We start from the raw sequence: 22,010 nt of genomic DNA on the forward strand, positions 1-22,010 counted from the left end.
AGAAGAACTTAAAAAAGACTGTTTTGTACGTTTTATTGAAGGATAAAACTTAAGTGTTACCTAAACAGACAAGTTGACGCCATGCTCAAATGCGGACCAAGTGAGGGTTCATAATTCGCTTTTGTTACTAGAAAATGCCACACTCCTAAGCGTATCCTATTCCTGATTTGATGAAAAGGATTATCCTTTCAATCTTCTGGTACCTCAACAAGTGTTCAAATGCTATCTCAACCGTTTTTTTGTTTTATCAATTCGTATGACAAATTTCCGATTTCATATTCTGGAAATTCTCCTGTAACCTCAAACAGGCGAAGAGTATCATTTGCTATTTGGTAATGATATATTTTTTCATGATCACTGTCTGAATTAACAGTCATAAAAATGGCATCAAAATATAATCCTTCACCGAAGTCGTAAAGCACTGAATAATGGTTTAAGTATTCAAACCCAATAGCGTTACCGTTACTTGCTAAATGGTACTCATTCCCTAAACTATCTATGTAAGACCCTTCGAACAAAATTTCCCTTAATACAGTATTATCATCTTCAACCTTTCTGTATGTTTCAAGATGGCTACTTTCAAATTGAAATTCAATAATATTTGACTGAATCACTACTACGTCCATTGGCGTCTGTATGGCACTATATTCTTCTATTTGTCCATTTGAAGTAAAGCAATGTAGATTATCATACCATTTTATTGGCACTTCAAGACCTCCTTCATGTTGCGTGAAACCATAAATAACGGCCTCTCCCTGTATAACCTCTTGTTTATCTAATCCAAACCCGAATAAAATACCGTTAAATTCTCTGTTTTTGTAAACTGAGCTAGAGTCCTCAACTTTCTTCAAATAAGTGTCATTAATCCAAATCCCTGAATATAGTGAAGCTATAGAGTCTGTCAAGTTGAAATTTAAAGTATCATCTTTTTGGATAGAGCTACTATCAAGTTGGCCATCTTTAGCTTCATTATTCGTCTCTACCCCATTATTAGTACAGGAAACATTAAGCAATATAAATAACATTAGAAGTAAATAAATATGCTGCATATTATTTGCTAAGATCAATAGATTAAGAGGTTCAAAAACACTCTCCTTATCATTTTATGGCGGCCAATTTAATCATTTTATCTGGTTCTATACAGGAAAACCTCAAACAGACAAGTTACCGCTATGCTCAAAGGCGGCCGAAGTAAAATATCCACTCCTTACTGATTTATCATTGATTTCCCCTCATCTGACATACTTTTTAAAGTAATTTAAAGTGTTCCTGGCTTTTAGAATTTTAACTCCAAGGAATATTGATGATACGATTAAAACACCTAACCCTGATCGTATATCAACAATTGTAATCAATAAACTTCCTACCCATATGATGATTATAGGTATCATCATGAGTTTGAAATGCTCAAGCTCAATCACTAGTAAAGAGTTCGATTTACTGTATCTGACATAGACTGAGACATTCCTCCAATATGTAAACCTTGGACTAGTCAACTCAAAATTTCCTTGATAATATCTACCCAGATAGTGAATGTTAGGGTTATTGATCTTTCTCGAGCGAAGTTGTTCTCTCATCCAACTGGGCCAATTTTCATATTTCGCATCAAACTCTGCGAATTTTAAAGTATCCTTAGTTTCATATGAATCTTTAAGTCTCCGTTTTATAATCTCAACCCCAAGGTTTGAAGATATTTCATTAATAGCAGAAATTTTCATAGTCAAAATGCCAGCTAAACTCCGTATAAGTGATAATATATGCTTTGTAGGTCAGACTTCAATACTACCCATTTTACCACAAACCTCATAGTAAATTACTTGAGGTGTTATTCTAAAACCTTAAAAGAATTTAAACTATCAAAGCCCCCCAATAGTAAACCCAAAAGCATTATCCCTCCTCCCCAAAGTACACAGCCCAGAAACCATTGAATAGAAGAAACCCAATGCCCCTAAAAGACAAAAGGCCGACCTTGAATTCAGGCCGACCTTTTCTTCTAACTAACTAACAGCAATTAATCATCAAGATCTAATTTCTTCCTTATACTGGAAGCAAGTGCTTCTAAGTGAATCCTGGTTAGGTCATCTATCTTAGCGCTCTTCTTAGTTTTATCAATTAATTTCAGTTCCTTTTTAAGTTCATCTACTATAATGCCTTTCATATCAGACATGTAGTGATGGTATGAGTACATTCCCATAATAAGACTTGAATTTTCTTCTGTAGTAACTTGCTGAATGAGCCTTTCTACATACATTTTTTGCAAGTTTCTTCTATAGAAATCTACACTTTCTTTATTATAGAGTTCTCTGAAAATGCCTTTATTCAAATCATTGAGTAGTTCTGTAAAACTGTAGGCTTTATCTTCTGATTCAATTGAGGCATTCATTAATGTAGTAATTCTAAACCTCTTGATGAGTGACTCGATAACTCCCTGCTGCATAGTACTAATCTCGATACCAAAAGAATTAGGGAGTTTATTATAAATATCTTCCTCATTGAGCCAAATAGGCGTTTCAAACACATTTTCATTAAGGAAAGCTACTGCTCTTTTCTGCTTGTCATACTTCACATGAGTATACTCAGGGCCTTCATTCATGCCTATACGTACATCATGATATACTCCGCCCACATTTTTAAGCACGTGGCCTACATACCTGTAATACTGAGCAAATACAGCACTGTATACCTCTGTAGCCGCTTCAAAACCTTTATAATCCACAGTATTCCATTCAAGAATTTGTGGCGTAATTCTCTTAAGGTTTTTCATTCCATACTCACTGGCCAGCATGGCATCATCACCAAGGTCTTCATTCTGACTTCTTGGATCCATAGGCTCCATTTCATTACCAAACCACAGTCTGTCATTTTGAGCCAAGGTATCCGTTACCATTTTCACTAAGGCCTTTTGCTCTTCCTGCTCATTTTTAAATTCAGGTCTCCACTTATACCCCCAGTATAGTGCCCATTTATCATAGTCATTAATACGAGGAAAAATACCAGCAGTTCCTATGTTGTCTTCGGGCTGTGCTACATAGTTAAATCGAGCATAATCCATGATAGATGTGGTATGTCCGTGCTCTTCTACCCATTCCTTATCTCTGAGCTTTTCTACCGGTGTTCTGGAGCTGGCACCAAAATTATGCAGCAAACCTAACGTGTGTCCCACTTCGTGCGATGACACAAAACGTATCAATTCGCCCATAAGCTCGTCATCAAACTCCAATTTTCTGGCTTCAGGATCAATAGCGCCACACTGCACCATGTACCAGTCATGCAGCACCTTAGTAACATTATGATACCAGAAAATATGGCTCTCTATAATCTCTCCGCTTCTGGGGTCAGAAATACTCGGTCCCATGGCGTTGGCAATTTCTGAGGGTCTGTAGATAATGGCAGAATACTTGGCATTATCAAGACTCCAGGCACTGTCCTCTTCAAATGTAGGAGCTTCTCTGGCGTAGATTGCATTTTTAAAGCCTACAGATTCAAAGGCCTTTTGCCAATCATTAACCCCTTGCATAAGGTATGGCACCCACTTTTTAGGAGTAGCAGGATCAATATAAAATACAATTGGTTTCTTAGGCTCTACCAGTTCACCACGAAGATACTTTTCCTCATCTCCGGCTTTGGGCTCCAGCCTCCACCTTTTAATCATTTTCCTGATTTCAACCCCTTGCGGGTCTACGCCAAAATCTCTATAACCTACCGCAAAATATCCTACTCGCTCATCTACCAAACGCGGACGCATAGGCTCCTCAGGCAATAGTACAAATGAAGAGTTTAGCTCTACGGTATACTCCGTAGAGGTAGGATTCATACCTGCTGAGTAGGTCTTAAGCGCTCTTATTTCCAGATTACTGCTATATGACCTCACATATTTTATATAACTTCGGTCATTTTGCTGAGCTCCCATACCAGCACGGTCTTTCAGCTTCTGATTTTCAAAGTACAGCACATTATTATCGCTATTAAAAAACTCAGTTACATCTAGCACAAATGAAGAAGAGTCTTTACCATAAGCAGCAATAGGAAATGCTTTGGCTATGGCCTGAACATTATTCTTCATTACACTTTGGTACATGGCATTAGTAGAATCAGAATTATACTCACTGAAAGATATTCTTCTCATGAATATATTATCCTTAGGTCCTTTTTCGAACCTATAAACAGATTCTCCTATTTCATCTCCTACCAGGCCAAAAGAGCCATTTCTCATATCTGCAGAGGCCTCAGCTATTCGGTTTACCACCAAGATATCACGACCAAATATACTGTCAGATAAATGAAAGAAGTATTTAAAATTTTCTTTATCAGAATAAGTGTTTATAAAGCCGGGGCTGAGTTGCATCTCCGGCTTTATTACATCTTCAAACTTCTTAATCTTTACAGGTTTTGCAGAGTTAACAGAATCTTTCTTAGCAGTTTCTTCTTTGCCCTCTTTCTCCTTCTTCTTATCCTGAGCCTGCGCTGATAAGCCAAGCCCTAACATCACTAATAATACAAAAGTGTATTTCGATTTTAACATGTAGTTCGTTTAAAAGATTTATCTGGGGTTGCTTTCTATTTCAGGGTTTTGCCTTCTATAAATTGGCGCAATCTGAAATACATATTCATTGCTATTAGGCTCAAGCACATAATTTTCACCTAAAAATTCACGCTCAATGGTAGTAGCAAACTGAGGCTCCTGATTCAAGCGCTTAAGGTCAAACCACCTGATGCCAGTACAGAAAAGCTCTCTTCTTCTTTCATCTAACACCTTTCTGATTACACTACCTTCTATTGTAAAAGGCTCATAATCTTCTGGAGCAAAACGAGCTACTCTTAGCTCATTTAGTGCATCAATAGCCTCCTGATCATTATCATTACGAGCAAGACATTCGGCTTTAATAAGCATCATTTCCGGTACTGATGGGCCTACATAAATTCCCTGATAAACAAGACTAGGCTTCCAATAACCGCGACCTTCAAATTCCCAATAAAAGTTACTGGCAGGTGCAGTAAATAACTCATACCTCAGATCTCCTTCTTCAAATAAATCTAAAAGCTCATCGTTAACAGGAACCGCACTAAGAGAGGCATAAAATGATTTTGATAACATGATTTCAGGGTCACTATACTTAACAGGGTAAGTAGTAGGAGCCGCTTCATATTCCGCCAGGTTATTTAGCGTATTTTGCAACGCTAAAGCTTCATTAGCATATGCTAAGGCACTATCATAGTCACCCATTTGTAAATATACCCGAGCCTTGAGTGCTAATGCTCCTGCTCTACCTGGCAAAAATGAGTTCTCCTGAAAATCAGGTAACACTACTAATGCCTCTTCCAGGTCTTTTATAATTTGGTCGTATACTTCCTGAACAGAAGCTCTTTCTAATGAGGCAAACAGATCTGGCTTGGTTAACATAGGCACGCCTAAATCTGAAGCAGCTGTACTAACATTATACTGCTTACCATACATATTTACAAGAGAGAAATAAGCAAACGCTCTGTGTACTTTAGCTTGTGCCAATAAATCTTGCTTTTCTTCATTAGTACCACCTTCACTGGCCATTACCCCATCCGTTACGGAGTTGATAGTATATAATTGCTGGTACAACATTTGCCAATCATTATCTTGTTGGCCTTCAGGGTATATATTATCAGCCCATCTATAAATAGCCCCAACTACTTCCGTAACACTATTTTGAATAGACTCTCCTTCCAATTCAATATCGTCAGAAGCAACAAGCGGAGCTTGACAAGCTGTCTCCAATCTGGTGGTATAGTTCAATAAATATTGGTAATCTTCCGTATATTTCAATTCCCTCTGAGTAGGGTCTTCTACCTCTACGTAATCTCGACAGCCACTTAAGATAAGTGTGGCTACAAACGCCAGACTATATATTATTCTTTTCATGTGCATATTTTTTATTTTAACCAGCTCTTAAAGTTCATATTCACTTTATACACTTCTCTTTGATAGAATTCAGGATACTAAAATGAATACTCATCTCTCGCTAAGAGCCTTAAAATGAAATATTTAAACCTAATGAGTAGTTAGCCGCAGGTGCTAATTGTGAATATGATCCCTGGAAAATATATTGAGGATCAATACCTTCATCATTTTTCACCCAAATAGGCCCCAGGTTATTAGCTGATGCAGTAATAGTAGCAGATCTGATATATTTAATCTTAGCTATCGCGGCAGAAGGGAGTATGTATGAAAGTGAAATTTGAGCTAAACGAATATTATCTGCATCAATTACGTTAATATCTGCTTGTTTGTATCTATTAATACTGTTCGTATTACTAGACAATATACCAGGCACATCTGTAAATGCTTCATCGCCTTCCTCTCTCCATCGTTCTGTTAATTTCTTACTGGTACCTAAGTAACCTGTAAAATAACCTGAAGTAGGATAGTATGAGGTATTTATATCTCTTTTCAGTGCCTTATGCCCCATATCATAAGTAATTCTCACCAAAAGGCTTAAGTTTTTATACCTGAAAGTGTTAGTAAAACCTCCAAAATGTGTAGGCGTAGTACGACCTGCATATTCTAAATCATCACCAGTTAAATCGTAATCAGTTGAAGGCACTACATTTCCCTCTGCATCATACACTAAAGACTGACCGGTTTCATCTAGTCCAGCCCAATTATAAACCATCAGATTATCCACAGGACGACCTGTTGAAATAAAACTCTCATCTAAATTTACATTCTCTTCAAAGCGGTTATCAGTAACTTCATTATTATTATATGAAATATTAAAATTCGTTAACCATGAAAAATCTTTTGTTTTGACAGGGTATGCGTTAATTGCCAACTCATATCCATTACTTTCCATATTTGCTGTATTATAAGCAAGGTTTGTCCATCCGTAGGTACCATTAAAAGGTACATTGGCAAATATACCATCAGACCACTTTTTATAAATATCGAAACTCAAGCTAATTCGAGAATCAAACGCACCTATTTCAAAACCTCCATTTAATGTTTTGGTAGTTTCCCAACCTATTTCTTGGTTACCAGGATATCCAATATATCCATAAGCAAGTCCGCTGTAATAATCTGTTCCTCCTACTGTATATGTCGTTCTGGCAACTCCGTTGTAATTACCTGGAGTTGAACCTCCTGTACCATAAGATGCTCTTACATTTAGCTGGCTTAGCCAATTAACATTGATCAAGAAATCTTCCGCTTTAGCATTCCAGCGTAAACCTGTAGACCATAAAGGAATAGCCCTATCTCTTCTATCTACCCCTATCATATTAGTATCATCGAATCGAATACTTCCAGAAACAAAATACTTCTGCAAATAGCTATAACTGGCATTACCATAATATGACAAATACCTGTTTATGGTTCTATATATAGATCGATCAAAATCAGACAATGTAGCAGTTCCTCCATAGATAGTAGTATAAGGTGTAGTGGGATTAACTACTACAGTGGTAGAAGATTCTTTATCATACCCATACCTTATCATATTATAACCACGACCTTTAGCCTGTCTTATTTCAGTACCGGCTATGGCAGTCAGTTGGTGAATATTTTTCCAGGTTTTGTCAATATCTAATTGTGCTCTCATGGTATAATCAGAGCTAAATGTATTACCTGCTTCATACCTACCTCCCACAGGCACACCGTATACCATTTGACCAGTAGCAGCATTTATAGTAGTACCTTCATTAATGAGGGTTCTCATTTCATAACTATCTACATCAGCATATTCTACTACTTCTGTCGCATTTCTTTGTAACATACCAGAAACAGATAACTTAGCACAAGATGTGATATCACCACTTAGCATGGCATTAATTCTGGTTCTGTTTTTATTAAAGGTCGAAGAAGAGTTACTAAGCTCGTCAATTGAATTATAGCCCCAAGGTAAGTACCCTTGAGATTCGAAATCTTCTATTACATCAGAAGTAAAAAGAATATCTCTATCTATGGCATTTCCATTTTCATCTACCAATAAGTCATAAGGTCGCAAACCATAACCTCCTTGAGATATAGCAGAAATGGCTGCGCTGTTAACTTTTTCAGTAGAATACGTATGGTTTATACCTGTTTGTAACGATACCTTATCATTAAAAAATGAAGTATTGTAATTAGCCGTTACAGCATATTGCTCAGACCAGTTACTTTTAAAAGATGGTCTGTTAGAAGAATAATTTCCTGACACATAATATGTACTGTTATCAGAACCTCCACTTATTGATAGGTTATATTGCTGGGTAATACTTGGCTGTAATAAATACTCTTCTATCTGATCATTATTATTAACTTGAGATAATTCATTTAAGCGAGCATCTAGTTCCGCTTCAGTTATTTCACCTCTTTGGGCCTGAAACATATAGTTAGTAGCCTGACTGCCATTTTGATACCTCCATGCTGAGTAAGGATCAGGAAAAAAGCTGTTATCAAAAAGCTCGGTTTCAAAATCAATATATTCACTACTGTTCATTCTATCAAGATCATCTAGATCTGAAGGTTTTGCATAAGTAGCAGTGGCACTAAAGTTAAATACCGGTTCTGAGTTTTTCTTTCCTTTTTTGGTAGTAATAACAATTACGCCATTAGCCGCTCTTGATCCCCAGATAGAAGCTGCAGATGCGTCTTTTAAAAATGAAATACTTTCAATGTCATTGATATTAAAAGTACTTAGCACTGAATTATTTGAAGTCGCCCCAATATTGTTAAAATCTGTTCCCGGTGTTCCACTTAAAGTTTGATCAATTGCCGGAAATCCATCAATTACGATTAGAGGAGAAGAATTTTCGTAGAAAGTATTTGGGCCTCTTATAGAGATTTCATTGTTAGCCACATCAAACCTTACGCCAGGCACTTTACCTTGCAACCTCTCCATAATATCTATAGAAGGGCTCTCTTGGATATCTAATGTATTTATTAACTCAATAGCTCCTGTTGCTTCATTAGGGTCTATTTTTTTGATACCCTGTAGAAACTATTTGCACTTCACTCAGGGTAGTAAGACTTTCCTCTAGTACCACATCTATCTGAGAACTGGCTCCTACTGAGATTTCCTTTCTCTTATAGCCTAGAAAAGAATAAATAAGGGTATTCTCAGGCTTTACATTTAATGCATACCTACCATCAGTATCTGTAATAGTACCTCTGGCCTGGCCTTGAATGATTACTGATACACCTGCAAGTGTTTCGCCCGTTTCATCGCTCACTACACCAGTAACTCTATGCGCCACACTTTCACCGGCAGCTGACGAGTTAATGTTATCATCTGAAGTTTTAGGGCTAACTATTATTGTATTATCCTCCGCAGAGTACTCGTAGGAAAAATTATTTCCCAAGCTCAACTTCAATAAATCTGCAGTTTTAATATTACCTTCTGAAATATTTACAGCTGGTTGACCGTTAAAAAGATCAGATCTGTAAACAAAAGTATAATTAGTCTGTTTCTTGATTAGATCGAACACTTCGGTAGTAGAATACTGCCTGGTTTCGGGTATTGAAATGTTTGCATCCTGAGCTGAAACTTTAATCGCCAAACTAAAGACACAGACGCAAACTAATAAAAATACGGAGCCCACCTTAGGAGGCACCACTCTTTTTGCCAAGGCAAAAAGGGTACTGGTAAATTTAATTTTCATAAATTTGAATAATTAAGATTAGTTATATGTGATAATTAATCAAAGGGGGAAAGTTCTGTATGGTAAGAGATCTGAACTTATTCCCCTTTTTGCTTTATTTCTATTTTATTGTCTTCTATTTCATAACTTATATTGCTGGTTTTACCGAGTAAGTTTAAAATCTTATTCAGACCTAACTCCCTGCTAAACACCCCATTAAATTTTATATTCTTTACTTCTTCATCTGCAAAAACTATTTGCACATCATACCACCTGTTGAGGTTTTCTGCTATACTTGCCAGATTACTTTCGTTAAAGCTGAAGAAGCCATCTTTCCATGATATATAATCATGTACCACCACCTCTTTCTTACTCAACCCTTTGCTTTCATAATTAAAAGTCACCTGATCTTTGGGTTTCATGCTTATTTCCTGATCGGCTACTTCCAGCTGCACGCTTCCTTCTACCAAAGTAGTAGTAGTATTTCTATCTTGTTTGTAAGCTCTAATATTAAACTCAGTTCCTAATACCTCTACTTTCTGAGCTCCTGTAGCTACTATAAAATGATCTCCATGGTTATGTGCACTTGGCGAAACATCAAAATAAGCTTCTCCATATACCAGCTCTACCTGCCTGGGCTGACCAGCTATAAACTTGGTAGGATATTTTATACGAGTATCGGCATTTAGCCATACTTTGGTACTGTCTGATAGCTCCATATAAAACTCTCCTCCTCTTGGTATAGTCAGATAGTGGTATTCTAGTTTCTCCTGTTGCCCTTCATATTTTATAAATTCGCCATTACTAGTTACTCCTTGTGCGTTATAAGATTGACCACTTTGTAAATCTACTTCCGTACCATCAGCCAAGGTAAGGATAGCCTTATCACTGCCCGCCTCTATCACTTGCTCCGCCACCAGATTTTCGGTATCATCTTTATTATTCATAAAAAAGGCAATGCTTGCTAATGCCAAAAGCACCAGACTGGCTGCTACACCGTATCTCCAGTTATATCTCGGCTTAACAGGCGTAGAAATTTCACGCTTCAGCCTTAACCACGCTTTGTCTTTATTGATTTGAAGTGTCGGCTTATTATAACCAGAACTCACCTTTCGGAAATATTCCCGGTGAGACTCCGATTCATCATACCACTGATCAAATATTATTTGCTCCTCAGCTGACAATCGCCCCTCTATTTTTCTAATTATTAGTTTAAAATCCATCAATCAGATGTAATGTGTAGTAGTCGTTTGTGGGTATGACAACTAAAGAGTAAAAATGGGTGACAAGAAATTTTATTTTTTTCAAAAAAGAAAAGAAATAAATTGCCTTAAGTGCTGAAACTCAGAAGAAGAAAGAAGAAAAAACCATCTTACTGATCTTTTCTTTGGCTCGTTTAAGTTGTGTTTTTACTGTATTCACAGAAACACCGCTATGCTCAGCTATTTGCTGGTATTTGTAATTATGCTTAATTCTTAAAAGGAATATTTCACGCATTTTTTCAGGAAAACTGTTAATCACAGCCGTAATCAAACTGTGAACGTCTTCTTCATTTTCCTCAAAAACCGGAAATACTGATGAATCTTCAAAAATGGTATTAAGATCTATGGCATGATCATAATCTACAACAGAAAGCTTCTTAAGGCGGTTGATGCATCTGTTCCTAACCATACTATACATATAACTACGCATATTAGTATGCACTTGTAAGTTAGAGGCATTTTCCCAGATATAAATAAAGGCTTCTTGCACCAGATCTTCACTTTCCGCCTGGTCATAGAGATGTTTGTAGGCATACGATACCAGCTCTTCATAAAAGAAGTTAAAAAAGCTATGGAAAGCACTCTCATCTCCCGCTGCTATCTCCGCTAAAAATAGATTCTCCTTCAATTAATTTACAGCCAATATCAACTGTTAAAATTAATGAAATAATTTAATAACACATGAACGCTATCTCATGAAAACCTTCATAAAACACCCTTAATCAAGTGTTTATAATTTAATTTTTCCACTAATTAAAATTAACTAACCACTATTTAGAGATAATAACATTAAAAGTATCGCATAAAAAATAATATAACGGACTGCCATTTCAGTCAGTATTTTATGCAAAATACGGGAAATACTTACATTATATTTAAGTGAAAAGGGCTACCTCAAAAGGAGTTAATAGATTGGTAAATGTCTCATTGAAGCTCTCGAAATGTTTCCCTATAAAGAAGATTTCGAGAGGCTTCAATCTGACTAAAGGTTACTTAGAAACAGCCCCTTATATTGATTATAGAATTTCTATAGCTTCACTTTATTCACTGAGAAGGTCATTTTATCAACTTCTCCGTTCACTTCGTTCAACTTACTATTAGTATAAAAAAGGTATCCATCATAAATACTAAAAGTGTCAGCCCATCTTACGTTATCTCCTTCATACAGCGTTTTCATTTCTTTTTCGGGTGTTACGTAGTTGATTTTATGATGCTCCAAATCAGCCAGATAAAGATTTCCATCAGTTCCCAGAATCATGCCATCTGGCGCAGAAGTATCCATCACTTCCACTACCGCTGCTTCTACTTCCTCTTCAGAACCATTTATCAGTACATCAGTAGGCACTTGATATAAACTGTAACCTGAAAGCGCATGATAATACAACAATCCTTTGGCTTCATCTAAAGCAATACCATCAGAGCTTACCGCTCTTTCCCACTGTTTGCCATCTATAGTGAGATGATCTACCTCTGCAGATGTAGACTCATGATTATCTAGCACTCGCTTACTTTCACCAGTAGCCATATTATAAAGAATAAGGCCTGCGTGACCTGAGTCAGTCATATAAATCATTTGATTTTTCTCATCAATTCTTAAATCATTGGTATATGAATCAGAATGATATGCCTCCTCAGAAAGCAGAAATATATCGGCTAACTGATTGGTGCTTAAATCAAACACAAAAATTCTGGGAGTACTTAAAACCCCATTAAACTGTACATTTCGGGTGTCTAATACATACAGTTTATCGCCTTTAGCCACTACAGACTGTACCGCTATAAAAACTGAATCTGATTGCTCTCCTCCTATTTCCCACTGGTTCCATTCTTCATTAGGATATGGTGCAGAACTGCCATCATCAGACACCTCTCTCACGGCATATTTAACATTTTTTCTCCATCTGGGGAAGTTTACAAATATTCTACCGTGGTCAGTAACCGTAACACCTGTAACTTGCTGACCTTTAAATTCTGCCACTTGTACAAATGATTCTTCCTGCTTAACGCTATCTTGGCTAATTACATCCTCGGCCTGCTCTTCAGAGGCTTCTTTCTTTTCAGGAGAGCAGCCACCAAAAAAAGTGGCCAAGCCTAATGCCAGCCCCAAACCGTAATTTAAATAGGTTGATTTCTTATTATCCATATGCTTTCTTTGAGTTGGTAAAATGGTTTAACAAACACAAGATTACGGTTTTCAAAGCGCACGCAAAATTCAGAGGCAATTAATTATTCCATAACAAGTTCATCTATCTGTATTCCAAACAAATACTTTTATGAGGCAGTAAAATCATGAAATTTGAACCTAAATTTAACGTAGAAGAATATTTATTTTGATATCATGAAACTTTTATCGTAATATTGCGATATACAATTACGGTATGGGGATTACAAAAGCAGATTTATTTTCAGAAGTACAAAACGAGATGGCCGCTGTAGCCAAAGCCTTTTCTCACCCAGCCAGGGTAGCTATTATTGAGCATTTAATAAAAGCTAATGCCTGTATCAATAGCGATCTGGTACAAGAACTGGGCTTAGCACAAGCAACCATTAGCCAGCATTTGAGGGAATTAAAAGACATAGGCATTATTCAAGGTACCATAGAGGGCTCCAGAATGAACTATTGCATTAATCCTGATCGCTGGAAGCAGATACAAGCACAATTCAACACCTTATTCGATCAATTTAAGGGTTCGTGCTGTTAAAAAAATTTGAAAACACTAATCGTAATATTGCAATAACATTTTATTATGAAAACTGAAGAACAACTCAAAAGCGAAGTGAGAGAAAAGTACTCTCAGATAGCAGAGCAAAACATTGCTGTAAACGCCGCTTCTTGCTGTGGAGCTACTCCATCATCTAAAGAAGTATATAACATTATGAATGATGATTACTCAGAAACTGATGGTTATATTGCCGATGCTGACCTGGGACTTGGCTGCGGGCTACCTACCCAATTTGCCCAGATTCAAAAAGGAGACACTGTGATTGATCTCGGCTCAGGAGCAGGAAACGACTGCTTTGTAGCCAGACATGAAACCGGAGCAGAAGGTAAAGTAATAGGTATAGACTTTACACCTGCTATGATTAAAAAAGCCAGAATTAATGCCGACAAGCTGGGCTATAACAATGTTGAATTTAGAGAAGGCGACATTGATGACATGCCGGTTAATGATGACATAGCTGATGTAATAGTGAGCAACTGCGTACTTAACCTGGTTCCTAACAAAACAAAAGTCATTAAAGAAATATTCAGAGCTTTAAAACCTGGTGGCCACTTCAGCATTTCTGACATAGTGCTTGTAGGTGAACTCCCTCCTGCCCTTCAAAACGATGCTGAAATGTATGCTGGCTGTGTTTCCGGAGCCATTCAGAAAGAAATGTATTTGAAACATATTGAAGATGCCGGTTTCACAAACATCACTATACAAAAAGAAAAAGCCATTTCTATTCCTACTGATATTTTAGCCAAATATTTAAATGAAGCAGAAATAGCAGAATTTAACCATGGCGGTACAGGCATATACAGTATTACTGTATTTGCACAGAAACCAGGGAATAAAAAAATCAACAAAATAAAAGTAAGCCTGGCCGAACTACAGCAAAATAGCTGCACTCCGGGTTCTGGCTGCTGTTAATTAATAAAGATGAATAAAGATTTAATATATCCTGATCTAAGAGCAACTGTGGACAGCGCCTTGCGCCTGCCCATAGCTGCTCCAAGATTAGAAGTGCTCCATGAGCTCATCAATTACATTCAAAATAAGATGAATGCTAAGAAAGATGTACAGCTCAATTTCATATGTACACATAACTCCAGAAGAAGCCAATTCTCTCAAATTTGGGCACAAACTGCAGCTTTTTATTACAACCTTCCCATCACCTGTTTTTCGGGTGGTATTGAAGTAACGGCATTTAACCCAAGAGCCGTTTCAGCCATGAGCAATGCAGGCTTCAACATCACTTCAAGTGCGGGAGATAACCCTATATATCAGGTCAGTTTTGCTAATGAGAAAAAGCCAATTAGAGCCTACTCTAAGCTATATGATACTCCCGAAGAAGGAAAAAGTAATTTCGCAGCCATTTTAACCTGCTCGCATGCAGAGGATAATTGCCCTTTTATTCCTGACGCAGACCAGAGAATACCGCTTAAATATACTGACCCTAAAGCCTATGATGACACCCCGGAAGAAGAAAAAAAATATATAGAAACCAGTATAAAAATTGCATCTGAGATTTTTTTCGTATTTTCACAAATTAAGCAGTAAGATGATCGACCTACACCAGATAGAACAGGCGGAGTTTTACCAAATATTTATCTTCTGCCTGGTAATTGAGAGCGTTAAAGAACATGAAGCAATATCTGGTATTTTTTACGATGCTATTTGGCATCACTTTTCTTTACGGACAGAATGTAAACGTAGATAGTCTTAAGCAAACTTTATCTACAGAACTTCCTGATAGCACTAGATTTTCCAATTTAAATAAACTGGCATGGAGTGGCTATCTTTTTACTTTACCGGATAGTTCATGCCACTACGCCCAAATTCATTTACAGCTAGCAAAAGACAAAGGCAACAGGCAAGAAATGGCCAAAGCGCTAAACACTCTGGGTAGCGCCTATTATATGATGGGAGATTACGCTAAAGCCTCTCTAGTATTCTATAAAAGCCTGAAAATAAAAGAAGACATTAATGATGTAAAAGGCATAGCTTCCACACTTAACAACCTGGGCATGATTAATGATGCCCAGCATGATTTTGAAAGTGCCGCTAACCATTACAAATCCGCGATTGAGCTCCTTAACAGTCTACCTGATTTACAAAACAATTATGAGCTTAAAAAAGTACTGGTAGCCACGTATCATAACCTGGCCGCTATGTACAGCAATATTAACAATAACGATCTTGCTTTTTACTATTTTAATCAGACGCTTCAACTTACTGATGAGCTAAACCTACCCAGAGAAAGGGCTTATTCTTTTAGTAATTTAGGGCAGATCTATCTAGCACAGAACCAAACCGACAAAGCTTTAGAGTACTATAAAAAAGGATTTAAAATAGTTACTCAGCTCGATGACCATTTAGGCATTATACATGGCTTAAACGACTTTGCTAACGCTTACTATAAGCTTAAAAACTATACTAAGGCCATTTCCTATGGAAAAAAAGCCCTTGCTGAAGCTAAAAAATCCAACTCCTTAATAGAAATCGCTGACGCTTCTGATATACTTTATAAATGTTATAAAAAACAAAAAAGACATTCAGAGGCCTTATCAATGCTAGAGCTCCATGCTACCACTAAAGATTCTCTGGAAAGCTCAGAAAACAAGGAAACTATACTTCATCAACGCTATAAATATCAGTATGAAAAGCGAGCCGCAGCTGATAGCGCTGCTTTTGCTGCACGAGAAGAGCTACAGGAATTACGAATTTTCAGACAAAAGGAAGAATTGGAGTCAGCCAAGATCCAAAAATTTTTACTTATAAGCTTATTAGTCCTTCTCATTGTACTTATTGCGGTGAGTTACCGGTCTTACATACGAATCAGAAACAGGAATAACATTATAGCTGAGCAAAAGAAGGAATCTGACTGTCAAAGAGATAAAATATCTTGCCAAAACCAACTGCTTGCAGAGAAGAACAAAGAAATAACAAAATTCAATACCAACCTGGAGTTACTCGTTCAGCAAAGAACACAGGAATTAGAAGCCTCTCTTAAGCAAATATCTCAGTACCAGCACAGTCTGGCACATAACATCAGAGCTCCTTATACCACCCTGGTAGGCCTGTTGAAGCTTTTTAATGATGAAAGAACTACACCAAAACAGAAAGAGGAAATCATAGAACACCTTGAAAAAACTACAGAGAGCGTATCTCTTGTATTAAAAGACATCTCTCTGGAGTTAAGTGAGTTTGATAAGAAGATTGGTGACAACTAATACCTTTAAAAGGTATACCCTAACCTGATTTGCGCCTCTGTAAATGCACCCGCAACAAATGAAAAACCATCATTAGCAGGCTCTGGTTCTTCAAAATCTTCATAATTACTTTTAAGCTTTACAGAAAGATCTTTTCGGAACCTAACACCATAACCAACCTCAGCTCCCAGGTACAATTTTTTTGCTACATAAAAATCAAAACCAGCAATAGCATTCAGCCCTACTCGAAAAAAGCCTCCCTCATTTATCACTTCATTGTAGTATACTGATTGTCCCTCTTGGAACTCGCCCTTCTCCTTGGTTCTTCTATACATCAAATCTGCCTCTCCCCCAAAATAAGGAGATAATTTGTTAGTTCCTTTCAAGTGTTTTTCAAATCCTGGTTTCAGGGTAATGTCTAAATAAGAATTTCTACTGGCTAATTCCTTTAGCCCCAAGTCGTCATCCTCTTGCTGCATAATGTCTTCACTAGTTACAAAAGCTAGATTAGCTGTTAATCTAAAAGCTTTCCTTTCAGATTTAAACCACCTCATTTTTATCCCATTTATACTTATAGGATCATCTCCGAATGGAGCAAATTGAAGTTCTAGCGTTTTTTCTCCTGCAACAGGTCTGAATTGAATAGTATCTCTTCCTTCTTCCGTGCTGGTATCTTGCGCCCAAACACTAACTGATAGAAGCATTAAAAAAATCGGTATTATTTTTTTCATTTTGAATTAATCTATTAAGGTTTACTAAAAGTTATAAATGTTTTTTTTATCAAGGTTTTACCGCTGTAGCCTTAATTCTGAAAATTGGCTGTGACTTACAATTCCCATTCTCATCACAGCTTAGCTCATCAGTTATAGTTAGGTATTGAACTTCATCTCTCACGCCTAGTTTCCAATAGATGCTTACACTATCTATAAGTACCCCTGGCGGACACAACTCAATATACCCTGTAGTATCATCCAGAGAAAATGAGTATGGTCGTATTGAACGTTTACCATTATATCGCCTAACGCCTAGCTGAATACCCTTATCTAAAAATTCTCCCGGTCTTCCTATCTGATTATCTCCAAAAACTGTGTAAATCAAATGGTTGACATGTTTTACTTTCTGTCCAGTTTCATTATTAGTTTGAAGGTCATCATCTTCTCCACACGCAGAGAACAGCACTATCAATAGAAGCAGAATTAAAGCCTTATACCTTTTCATTTTTTTAATTTTATTTGATTTTAAAAATAATGCTTACAACATATAAGTATTGAAATATAATATAAATAAGCTTAAATGTAATATCTCATCACAATCAACAACCATGCCTTAAAGAAGATTAAGGCATTTAACTTCAAAAAAACATATAGACTTCAATACTAAACACTGATAATCAATCAATTAAAAAAAGAAAAATGCTTTCACTTCAAGGAAGTGAAATGGACTTATTTAAGCATTTTAATTAGGAATTAGAATGGAGAAGAAAATGTAAATACAAAAAAAAAACTCCAGCAAAGACATCTGAAACAATTGACATCTCTCTGGAGTTAAGTGAGTTTGATAAGAAGATTGATATTTAAATCAAAAAAAGGCTATTGGTTAAACTTTCTTAGCCACTGCCTTTTCCAACCTGTATTCCTTCATTTATTACGAATAATACCTTTCTCAGCACATTGCTGCACTTCTTCTTTGGTATATTCCCAAATAAAGTCAGAGCCATTTTCTATAACCCCGATCTTTTGAAAAATCCTTGATAGCTCTACATCATACTCTGCCCAGGTACCGCCTTGGTTAGATAGGTTTTGCAAAACTGGCTCAAATCGATCTAAAGTCTTGGCAAACTTTGCTTCCTTAGTTTCTGCTGCTTCAAACTCCTTCCAAATAGCTATAAACTCTTCCGCCTGATCTGAAGGCAATAAGCCAAAAATCCTATTAGCAGCTACAAGCTCTTCATCAGTATTCACATGATCTTTATTGGTGTCATACAAAAAGGTATCACCTGCATCTATCTCTACAATATCATGAATGAGTACCATCTTTATTACTTTCAACAAATCCACCTCTTCATTGGCATGCTCTAGTAATACCATGGCCATCATAGCCAGATGCCAGCTGTGCTCAGCATCATTTTCATGACGATCACTATTAAATAACCTGGTCTTTCTGGTAATATATTTTAGATGATCAATCTGTTTTATAAATTCTATCTGCTTTAATAATCTTTCCATATTCATAAATTTCAATTGATTAAATGTGCTACAAAGAGACATTAATTTATTTTTACTAAAAAGGACATTTGTCCCAAGGCTTAAAAATGATTAGAGAAAACAAAAATATTCTAAAATACATATCTCAAAACCTGAGTGAAGTATTTATTACGAATGAATTTAGTAAGGGAGAGATTATACTTTCACAGAATAAAAATGTGAATCACATATCTATTATTCAATCGGGCTTAGTGAAGTGTTATCGCTCAGAAGCCAATGGAAAAGACTTTATTCAGGAATTTTTCGGGTCTGGGGAAATATTTGGAGAAATAGAGTTCTTCACACATACTGTGAGCTTTTGTTCTATAGAGGCGCTTCAAGAACTTCAAATATATCAGCTTACACATAAGGAGTTTGCCAATTTACTTAACAATGATCCTCAATTCAATCAACTGATCATGGGCTCTTTAGCTCAAAAAATAAGCTACAAAGCACAAAGACATGCTTTTCAGGGTGCGCATGCTACAGAAAACAGTTTGATAAAAATAATGAATGAAACCCCTGACCTATTTAATATCATCTCTAAGCAAGATATGGCGAATTACCTGGGCATTACTTTACGAAGTCTTAATAGAATTTTGCTTCAATTATCAGGTAAAGAAGGGGTTATAAATGAGAAAGGATAGATTTTCACAAAAAAAGGTTGCATAAAGAAGACGCCCTCTCTATGCAACCGAACATTTTATTCTTGCATTATATTAATTGCCTTGGCATTAATAAATTCTTTTATTCCAAAGCCTCCATGTTCACGGCCGTAGCCCGAGTCTTTCACTCCGCCAAAAGGCATATTAGGTTGTGCTAGTCCAAAACCATTAATAAACACCATTCCGGTATCAAAATGATACTTGGCTAATTCAACGGCCTTTTTCACATCTTTAGAGAAGATGCCTCCTCCTAAACCAAATCTGCTGTCATTAGCTATTCGCATAGCATCTTCATCATCTTTAGCTCTTATAAGTGATGCTACAGGGCCGAAAAGCTCATCATCATAAGCTGGTTGACCTGGCTGCACATTATCTAACACAGTGGCAGGATAATAAAACCCATCATCATCAGGAATCTGACCCCCACAAAGTACATCAGCTCCATTTTCTACACTTTTCTGTACCTGCTCATGTAACTCATCTCTCAGATCTTTTCTTGCCATTGGACCTATTTTAGTATCCTCTTGAGTAGGGTCACCTACTTTTAATGACTGCATCTTCTCTACAAAGGCCTTTTTAAAATCTTCATAGAGCTTATCTACTACTATAAATCTCTTGGCAGCTACACACACTTCACCATTGTTATAAGTTCTACCCATAACACACATTTTCACTGCATTTTCCAGATCAGCATCTTCCAGCACCAGGTAAGCATCATTAGAACCGAGCTCCATCACTGTTTTCTTAAGCTGTGCTGCTGCCTGCTCAGCCACAATTTTACCAGCCTTAGGGCTTCCGGTTAACGTAACACCGCGCACCAGCTTATTCTTTATAATGTTATTAGACTGGTCATGATCAATAACCAAAACGGTAAAGAGATCCTCAGGCAAACCTGCTGCTTCGAATATCTCTGAAAGCAACAATGCTGATCCTGTTACAGATTCCGCATGCTTCAGCAATACTCCGTTACCCGCCATAAGGTTAGCAATAGCATACCTCACCACCTGATAGGCAGGGAAATTCCACGGCTGAATACCATAAATGACACCGATCGGAGAGTAAGTAATTACACCTCTACCTCCGTTGGGCAGTTCTCTTTCTTCGTCTTTCAGCTGATCAGGGCCATTTTCTGAAGTCCACTTACAAATACCTGCACATAGGTCTACTTCTTGTTCTCCGTGCTTTGTAAGCTTACCCATCTCCTGAGTCATTAGCTCGGCTAACTCCTGCTTGCGCTTAGTAAGCTCTTCGCCAATTGCTGCTATTATTTTTGCCCTTTCTTCGGCGGGTTTTAATTTCCATAATAAAAATGCCTCATGACATCTTTTCACGGCTTCTTCAGCCTCTCTGTCAGACATTTTCGGATAGTTATTTAACTCTTTTCCTGTGGCAGGGTTGATCGTCTTCAATACCTCCTGCTCTATAGTTAGTTCTGCCATAATTTTCTAAAATTTAATTATACATAGCTATCATTAAGAACAGACACAACCCGAAAAAGTTAAGAAGAATGCCAATCGATGAGTTATACCTAACTGGCCAAAGGAAGTTTTTCAGCTACACCTCCAGGTATAAAAAAGGTGTTGACTGATCCCATTTTATGCTTAAAAAACCTACCATGCGAATACATAAAATAATCATAGCCCAGCTCTGTCATAAACTGCACCACAGCATCATCTGGTGACTCCACTAGTAGGACAGGCTTATTGGTTTCTAGCGTTTTTCTGGCTCCTCTTAGCACCTCTATTTCATGGCCTTGAACATCAATTTTTATAAAATAAGGATTGAGTTTAAAATCGTCTAACTGTTTCAGCTCCACCTTACATTCCCGCACTGACAAATGCTTGGGATTATAGTGCCACATTCTGGTCTCCAACCAATCACTGGCATTTTCAAAGTGCAAACTGGCTAAGCCATCGTACATGAAATTTTTATAGTAGGGAACATACAAGGTGAAGTCTCCATTTTTACTAGAAAGCCCATAATTATAGGCCATAAAATGCCGCTTTTTATCATTTGGCACTCCTAAAAGCAACTTCTCGTAAATAAACTTATTAGGCTCGAAAGCCACTATTTTAGCAGAAGGACTACAGGTAAATATAGAATTTACCGCTTCACCCCTATTTGCTCCTATATCTACAAATGTTTTTCCTGGTTCATTAAAGAACAACCTTATGGCTTCAAAATCGTGATCGTGTACCTTATTCATTACTCTGTTAAGGAAAAGGCGGGTCTTAAATTTCAAATCTTGTAAAAAAGGAAATTCAGACTGAATTCTGCGGAGGTAATATGTTTTGTCCATGAGAGAAGAAAATTTTTAATTAAAGACATAATTAAA

The 22,010-nt window shown here is 36.9% G+C and carries 19 protein-coding genes; 5 read left to right on the top strand and 14 right to left on the bottom strand.

Translation table 11 applies throughout. The annotated features are described in order from the left end of the window. Positions 1 to 227: 227 nt before the first annotated feature. From LVD15_RS24335 to LVD15_RS24375, 9 genes are all read right to left on the bottom strand, one after another. The gene (locus LVD15_RS24335) at positions 228 to 1,025 is read right to left on the bottom strand and encodes a hypothetical protein (RefSeq protein WP_233777790.1); all 798 of its coding nucleotides are present in this window, start codon (positions 1,023 to 1,025) and stop codon (positions 228 to 230) included. Positions 1,026 to 1,232: 207 nt separating this feature from the next. After that, a complete protein-coding gene (locus LVD15_RS24340) occupies positions 1,233 to 1,718 on the bottom strand; it encodes a hypothetical protein (protein WP_233777791.1) in 486 nt (161 codons plus the stop codon). A gap of 293 nt (positions 1,719 to 2,011) precedes the next feature. After that, positions 2,012 to 4,522, bottom strand: coding sequence for a zinc-dependent metalloprotease (locus LVD15_RS24345; RefSeq protein ID WP_233777792.1), 2,511 nt, complete (start codon positions 4,520 to 4,522; stop codon positions 2,012 to 2,014). A gap of 18 nt (positions 4,523 to 4,540) precedes the next feature. After that, entirely contained in the window at positions 4,541 to 5,893 is a 1,353-nt protein-coding gene (locus tag LVD15_RS24350; RefSeq protein WP_233777793.1) for a RagB/SusD family nutrient uptake outer membrane protein, read from the bottom strand. Between the two features lie 109 nt (positions 5,894 to 6,002). Then, a complete protein-coding gene (locus LVD15_RS24355; RefSeq protein WP_306416981.1) occupies positions 6,003 to 8,936 on the bottom strand; it encodes a SusC/RagA family TonB-linked outer membrane protein in 2,934 nt (977 codons plus the stop codon). Further along, positions 8,917 to 9,609 (bottom strand): carboxypeptidase-like regulatory domain-containing protein, encoded by a 693-nt coding sequence (locus LVD15_RS24360; protein WP_233777794.1) that lies wholly within the window; start codon positions 9,607 to 9,609, stop codon positions 8,917 to 8,919. The genes LVD15_RS24355 and LVD15_RS24360 overlap by 20 nt, the downstream gene beginning before the upstream one ends. Before the next feature lie 77 nt (positions 9,610 to 9,686). After that, positions 9,687 to 10,811, bottom strand: a complete 1,125-nt coding sequence (locus LVD15_RS24365; protein ID WP_233777796.1) for a FecR family protein — start codon at positions 10,809 to 10,811, stop codon at positions 9,687 to 9,689. A gap of 121 nt (positions 10,812 to 10,932) precedes the next feature. Continuing rightward, on the bottom strand, positions 10,933 to 11,478 hold the full coding sequence (locus LVD15_RS24370; protein WP_233777797.1) for an RNA polymerase sigma factor: 546 nt from the start codon (positions 11,476 to 11,478) through the stop codon (positions 10,933 to 10,935). Positions 11,479 to 11,877: 399 nt separating this feature from the next. Next, positions 11,878 to 12,993: an L-dopachrome tautomerase-related protein gene (locus LVD15_RS24375; RefSeq protein WP_233777798.1), complete on the bottom strand. Its 1,116-nt coding sequence runs from the start codon at positions 12,991 to 12,993 to the stop codon at positions 11,878 to 11,880. Positions 12,994 to 13,228: 235 nt separating this feature from the next. Between LVD15_RS24375 and LVD15_RS24380 the strand changes: the two genes are divergently transcribed. The 4 genes from LVD15_RS24380 to LVD15_RS24395 all read left to right on the top strand — a co-directional run bounded on the left by LVD15_RS24380 (position 13,229) and on the right by LVD15_RS24395 (position 16,788). Beyond that, positions 13,229 to 13,552: an ArsR/SmtB family transcription factor gene (locus tag LVD15_RS24380; protein ID WP_233777799.1), complete on the top strand. Its 324-nt coding sequence runs from the start codon at positions 13,229 to 13,231 to the stop codon at positions 13,550 to 13,552. A 45-nt stretch (positions 13,553 to 13,597) separates the two neighbouring features. Further along, positions 13,598 to 14,485, top strand: coding sequence for an arsenite methyltransferase (locus LVD15_RS24385; RefSeq protein ID WP_233777800.1), 888 nt, complete (start codon positions 13,598 to 13,600; stop codon positions 14,483 to 14,485). Positions 14,486 to 14,494: 9 nt separating this feature from the next. After that, on the top strand, positions 14,495 to 15,115 hold the full coding sequence (locus LVD15_RS24390; protein WP_233777801.1) for a low molecular weight phosphatase family protein: 621 nt from the start codon (positions 14,495 to 14,497) through the stop codon (positions 15,113 to 15,115). Between the two features lie 83 nt (positions 15,116 to 15,198). Then, on the top strand, positions 15,199 to 16,788 hold the full coding sequence (locus LVD15_RS24395; RefSeq protein WP_233777802.1) for a tetratricopeptide repeat protein: 1,590 nt from the start codon (positions 15,199 to 15,201) through the stop codon (positions 16,786 to 16,788). Positions 16,789 to 16,793: 5 nt separating this feature from the next. Here the strand turns inward: LVD15_RS24395 and LVD15_RS24400 are convergent, their stop codons facing one another. From LVD15_RS24400 to LVD15_RS24410, 3 genes are all read right to left on the bottom strand, one after another. Further along, entirely contained in the window at positions 16,794 to 17,498 is a 705-nt protein-coding gene (locus tag LVD15_RS24400; protein WP_233777803.1) for a BT1926 family outer membrane beta-barrel protein, read from the bottom strand. 49 nt (positions 17,499 to 17,547) lie between these two features. Continuing rightward, the gene (locus tag LVD15_RS24405) at positions 17,548 to 17,985 is read right to left on the bottom strand and encodes a hypothetical protein (RefSeq protein WP_233777805.1); all 438 of its coding nucleotides are present in this window, start codon (positions 17,983 to 17,985) and stop codon (positions 17,548 to 17,550) included. Between the two features lie 419 nt (positions 17,986 to 18,404). Continuing rightward, positions 18,405 to 18,992: an HD domain-containing protein gene (locus LVD15_RS24410; protein ID WP_233777806.1), complete on the bottom strand. Its 588-nt coding sequence runs from the start codon at positions 18,990 to 18,992 to the stop codon at positions 18,405 to 18,407. An 86-nt stretch (positions 18,993 to 19,078) separates the two neighbouring features. Between LVD15_RS24410 and LVD15_RS24415 the strand changes: the two genes are divergently transcribed. Continuing rightward, a complete protein-coding gene (locus LVD15_RS24415; RefSeq protein WP_233777807.1) occupies positions 19,079 to 19,657 on the top strand; it encodes a Crp/Fnr family transcriptional regulator in 579 nt (192 codons plus the stop codon). 56 nt (positions 19,658 to 19,713) lie between these two features. Here LVD15_RS24415 and LVD15_RS24420 read toward each other — a convergent pair whose 3' ends face one another. Both LVD15_RS24420 and LVD15_RS24425 read right to left on the bottom strand, forming a co-directional pair. Beyond that, complete coding sequence (locus LVD15_RS24420; RefSeq protein ID WP_233777808.1) at positions 19,714 to 21,114, bottom strand: NAD-dependent succinate-semialdehyde dehydrogenase; 1,401 nt, start codon at positions 21,112 to 21,114, stop codon at positions 19,714 to 19,716. 89 nt (positions 21,115 to 21,203) lie between these two features. Then, entirely contained in the window at positions 21,204 to 21,974 is a 771-nt protein-coding gene (locus LVD15_RS24425; RefSeq protein ID WP_233777809.1) for an FkbM family methyltransferase, read from the bottom strand. Between the last annotated feature and the right edge of the window lie 36 nt (positions 21,975 to 22,010).

The organism is Fulvivirga maritima, from assembly GCF_021389955.1.
In the GTDB taxonomy this organism is placed as follows: Bacteria; Bacteroidota; Bacteroidia; order Cytophagales; family Cyclobacteriaceae; genus Fulvivirga; species Fulvivirga maritima.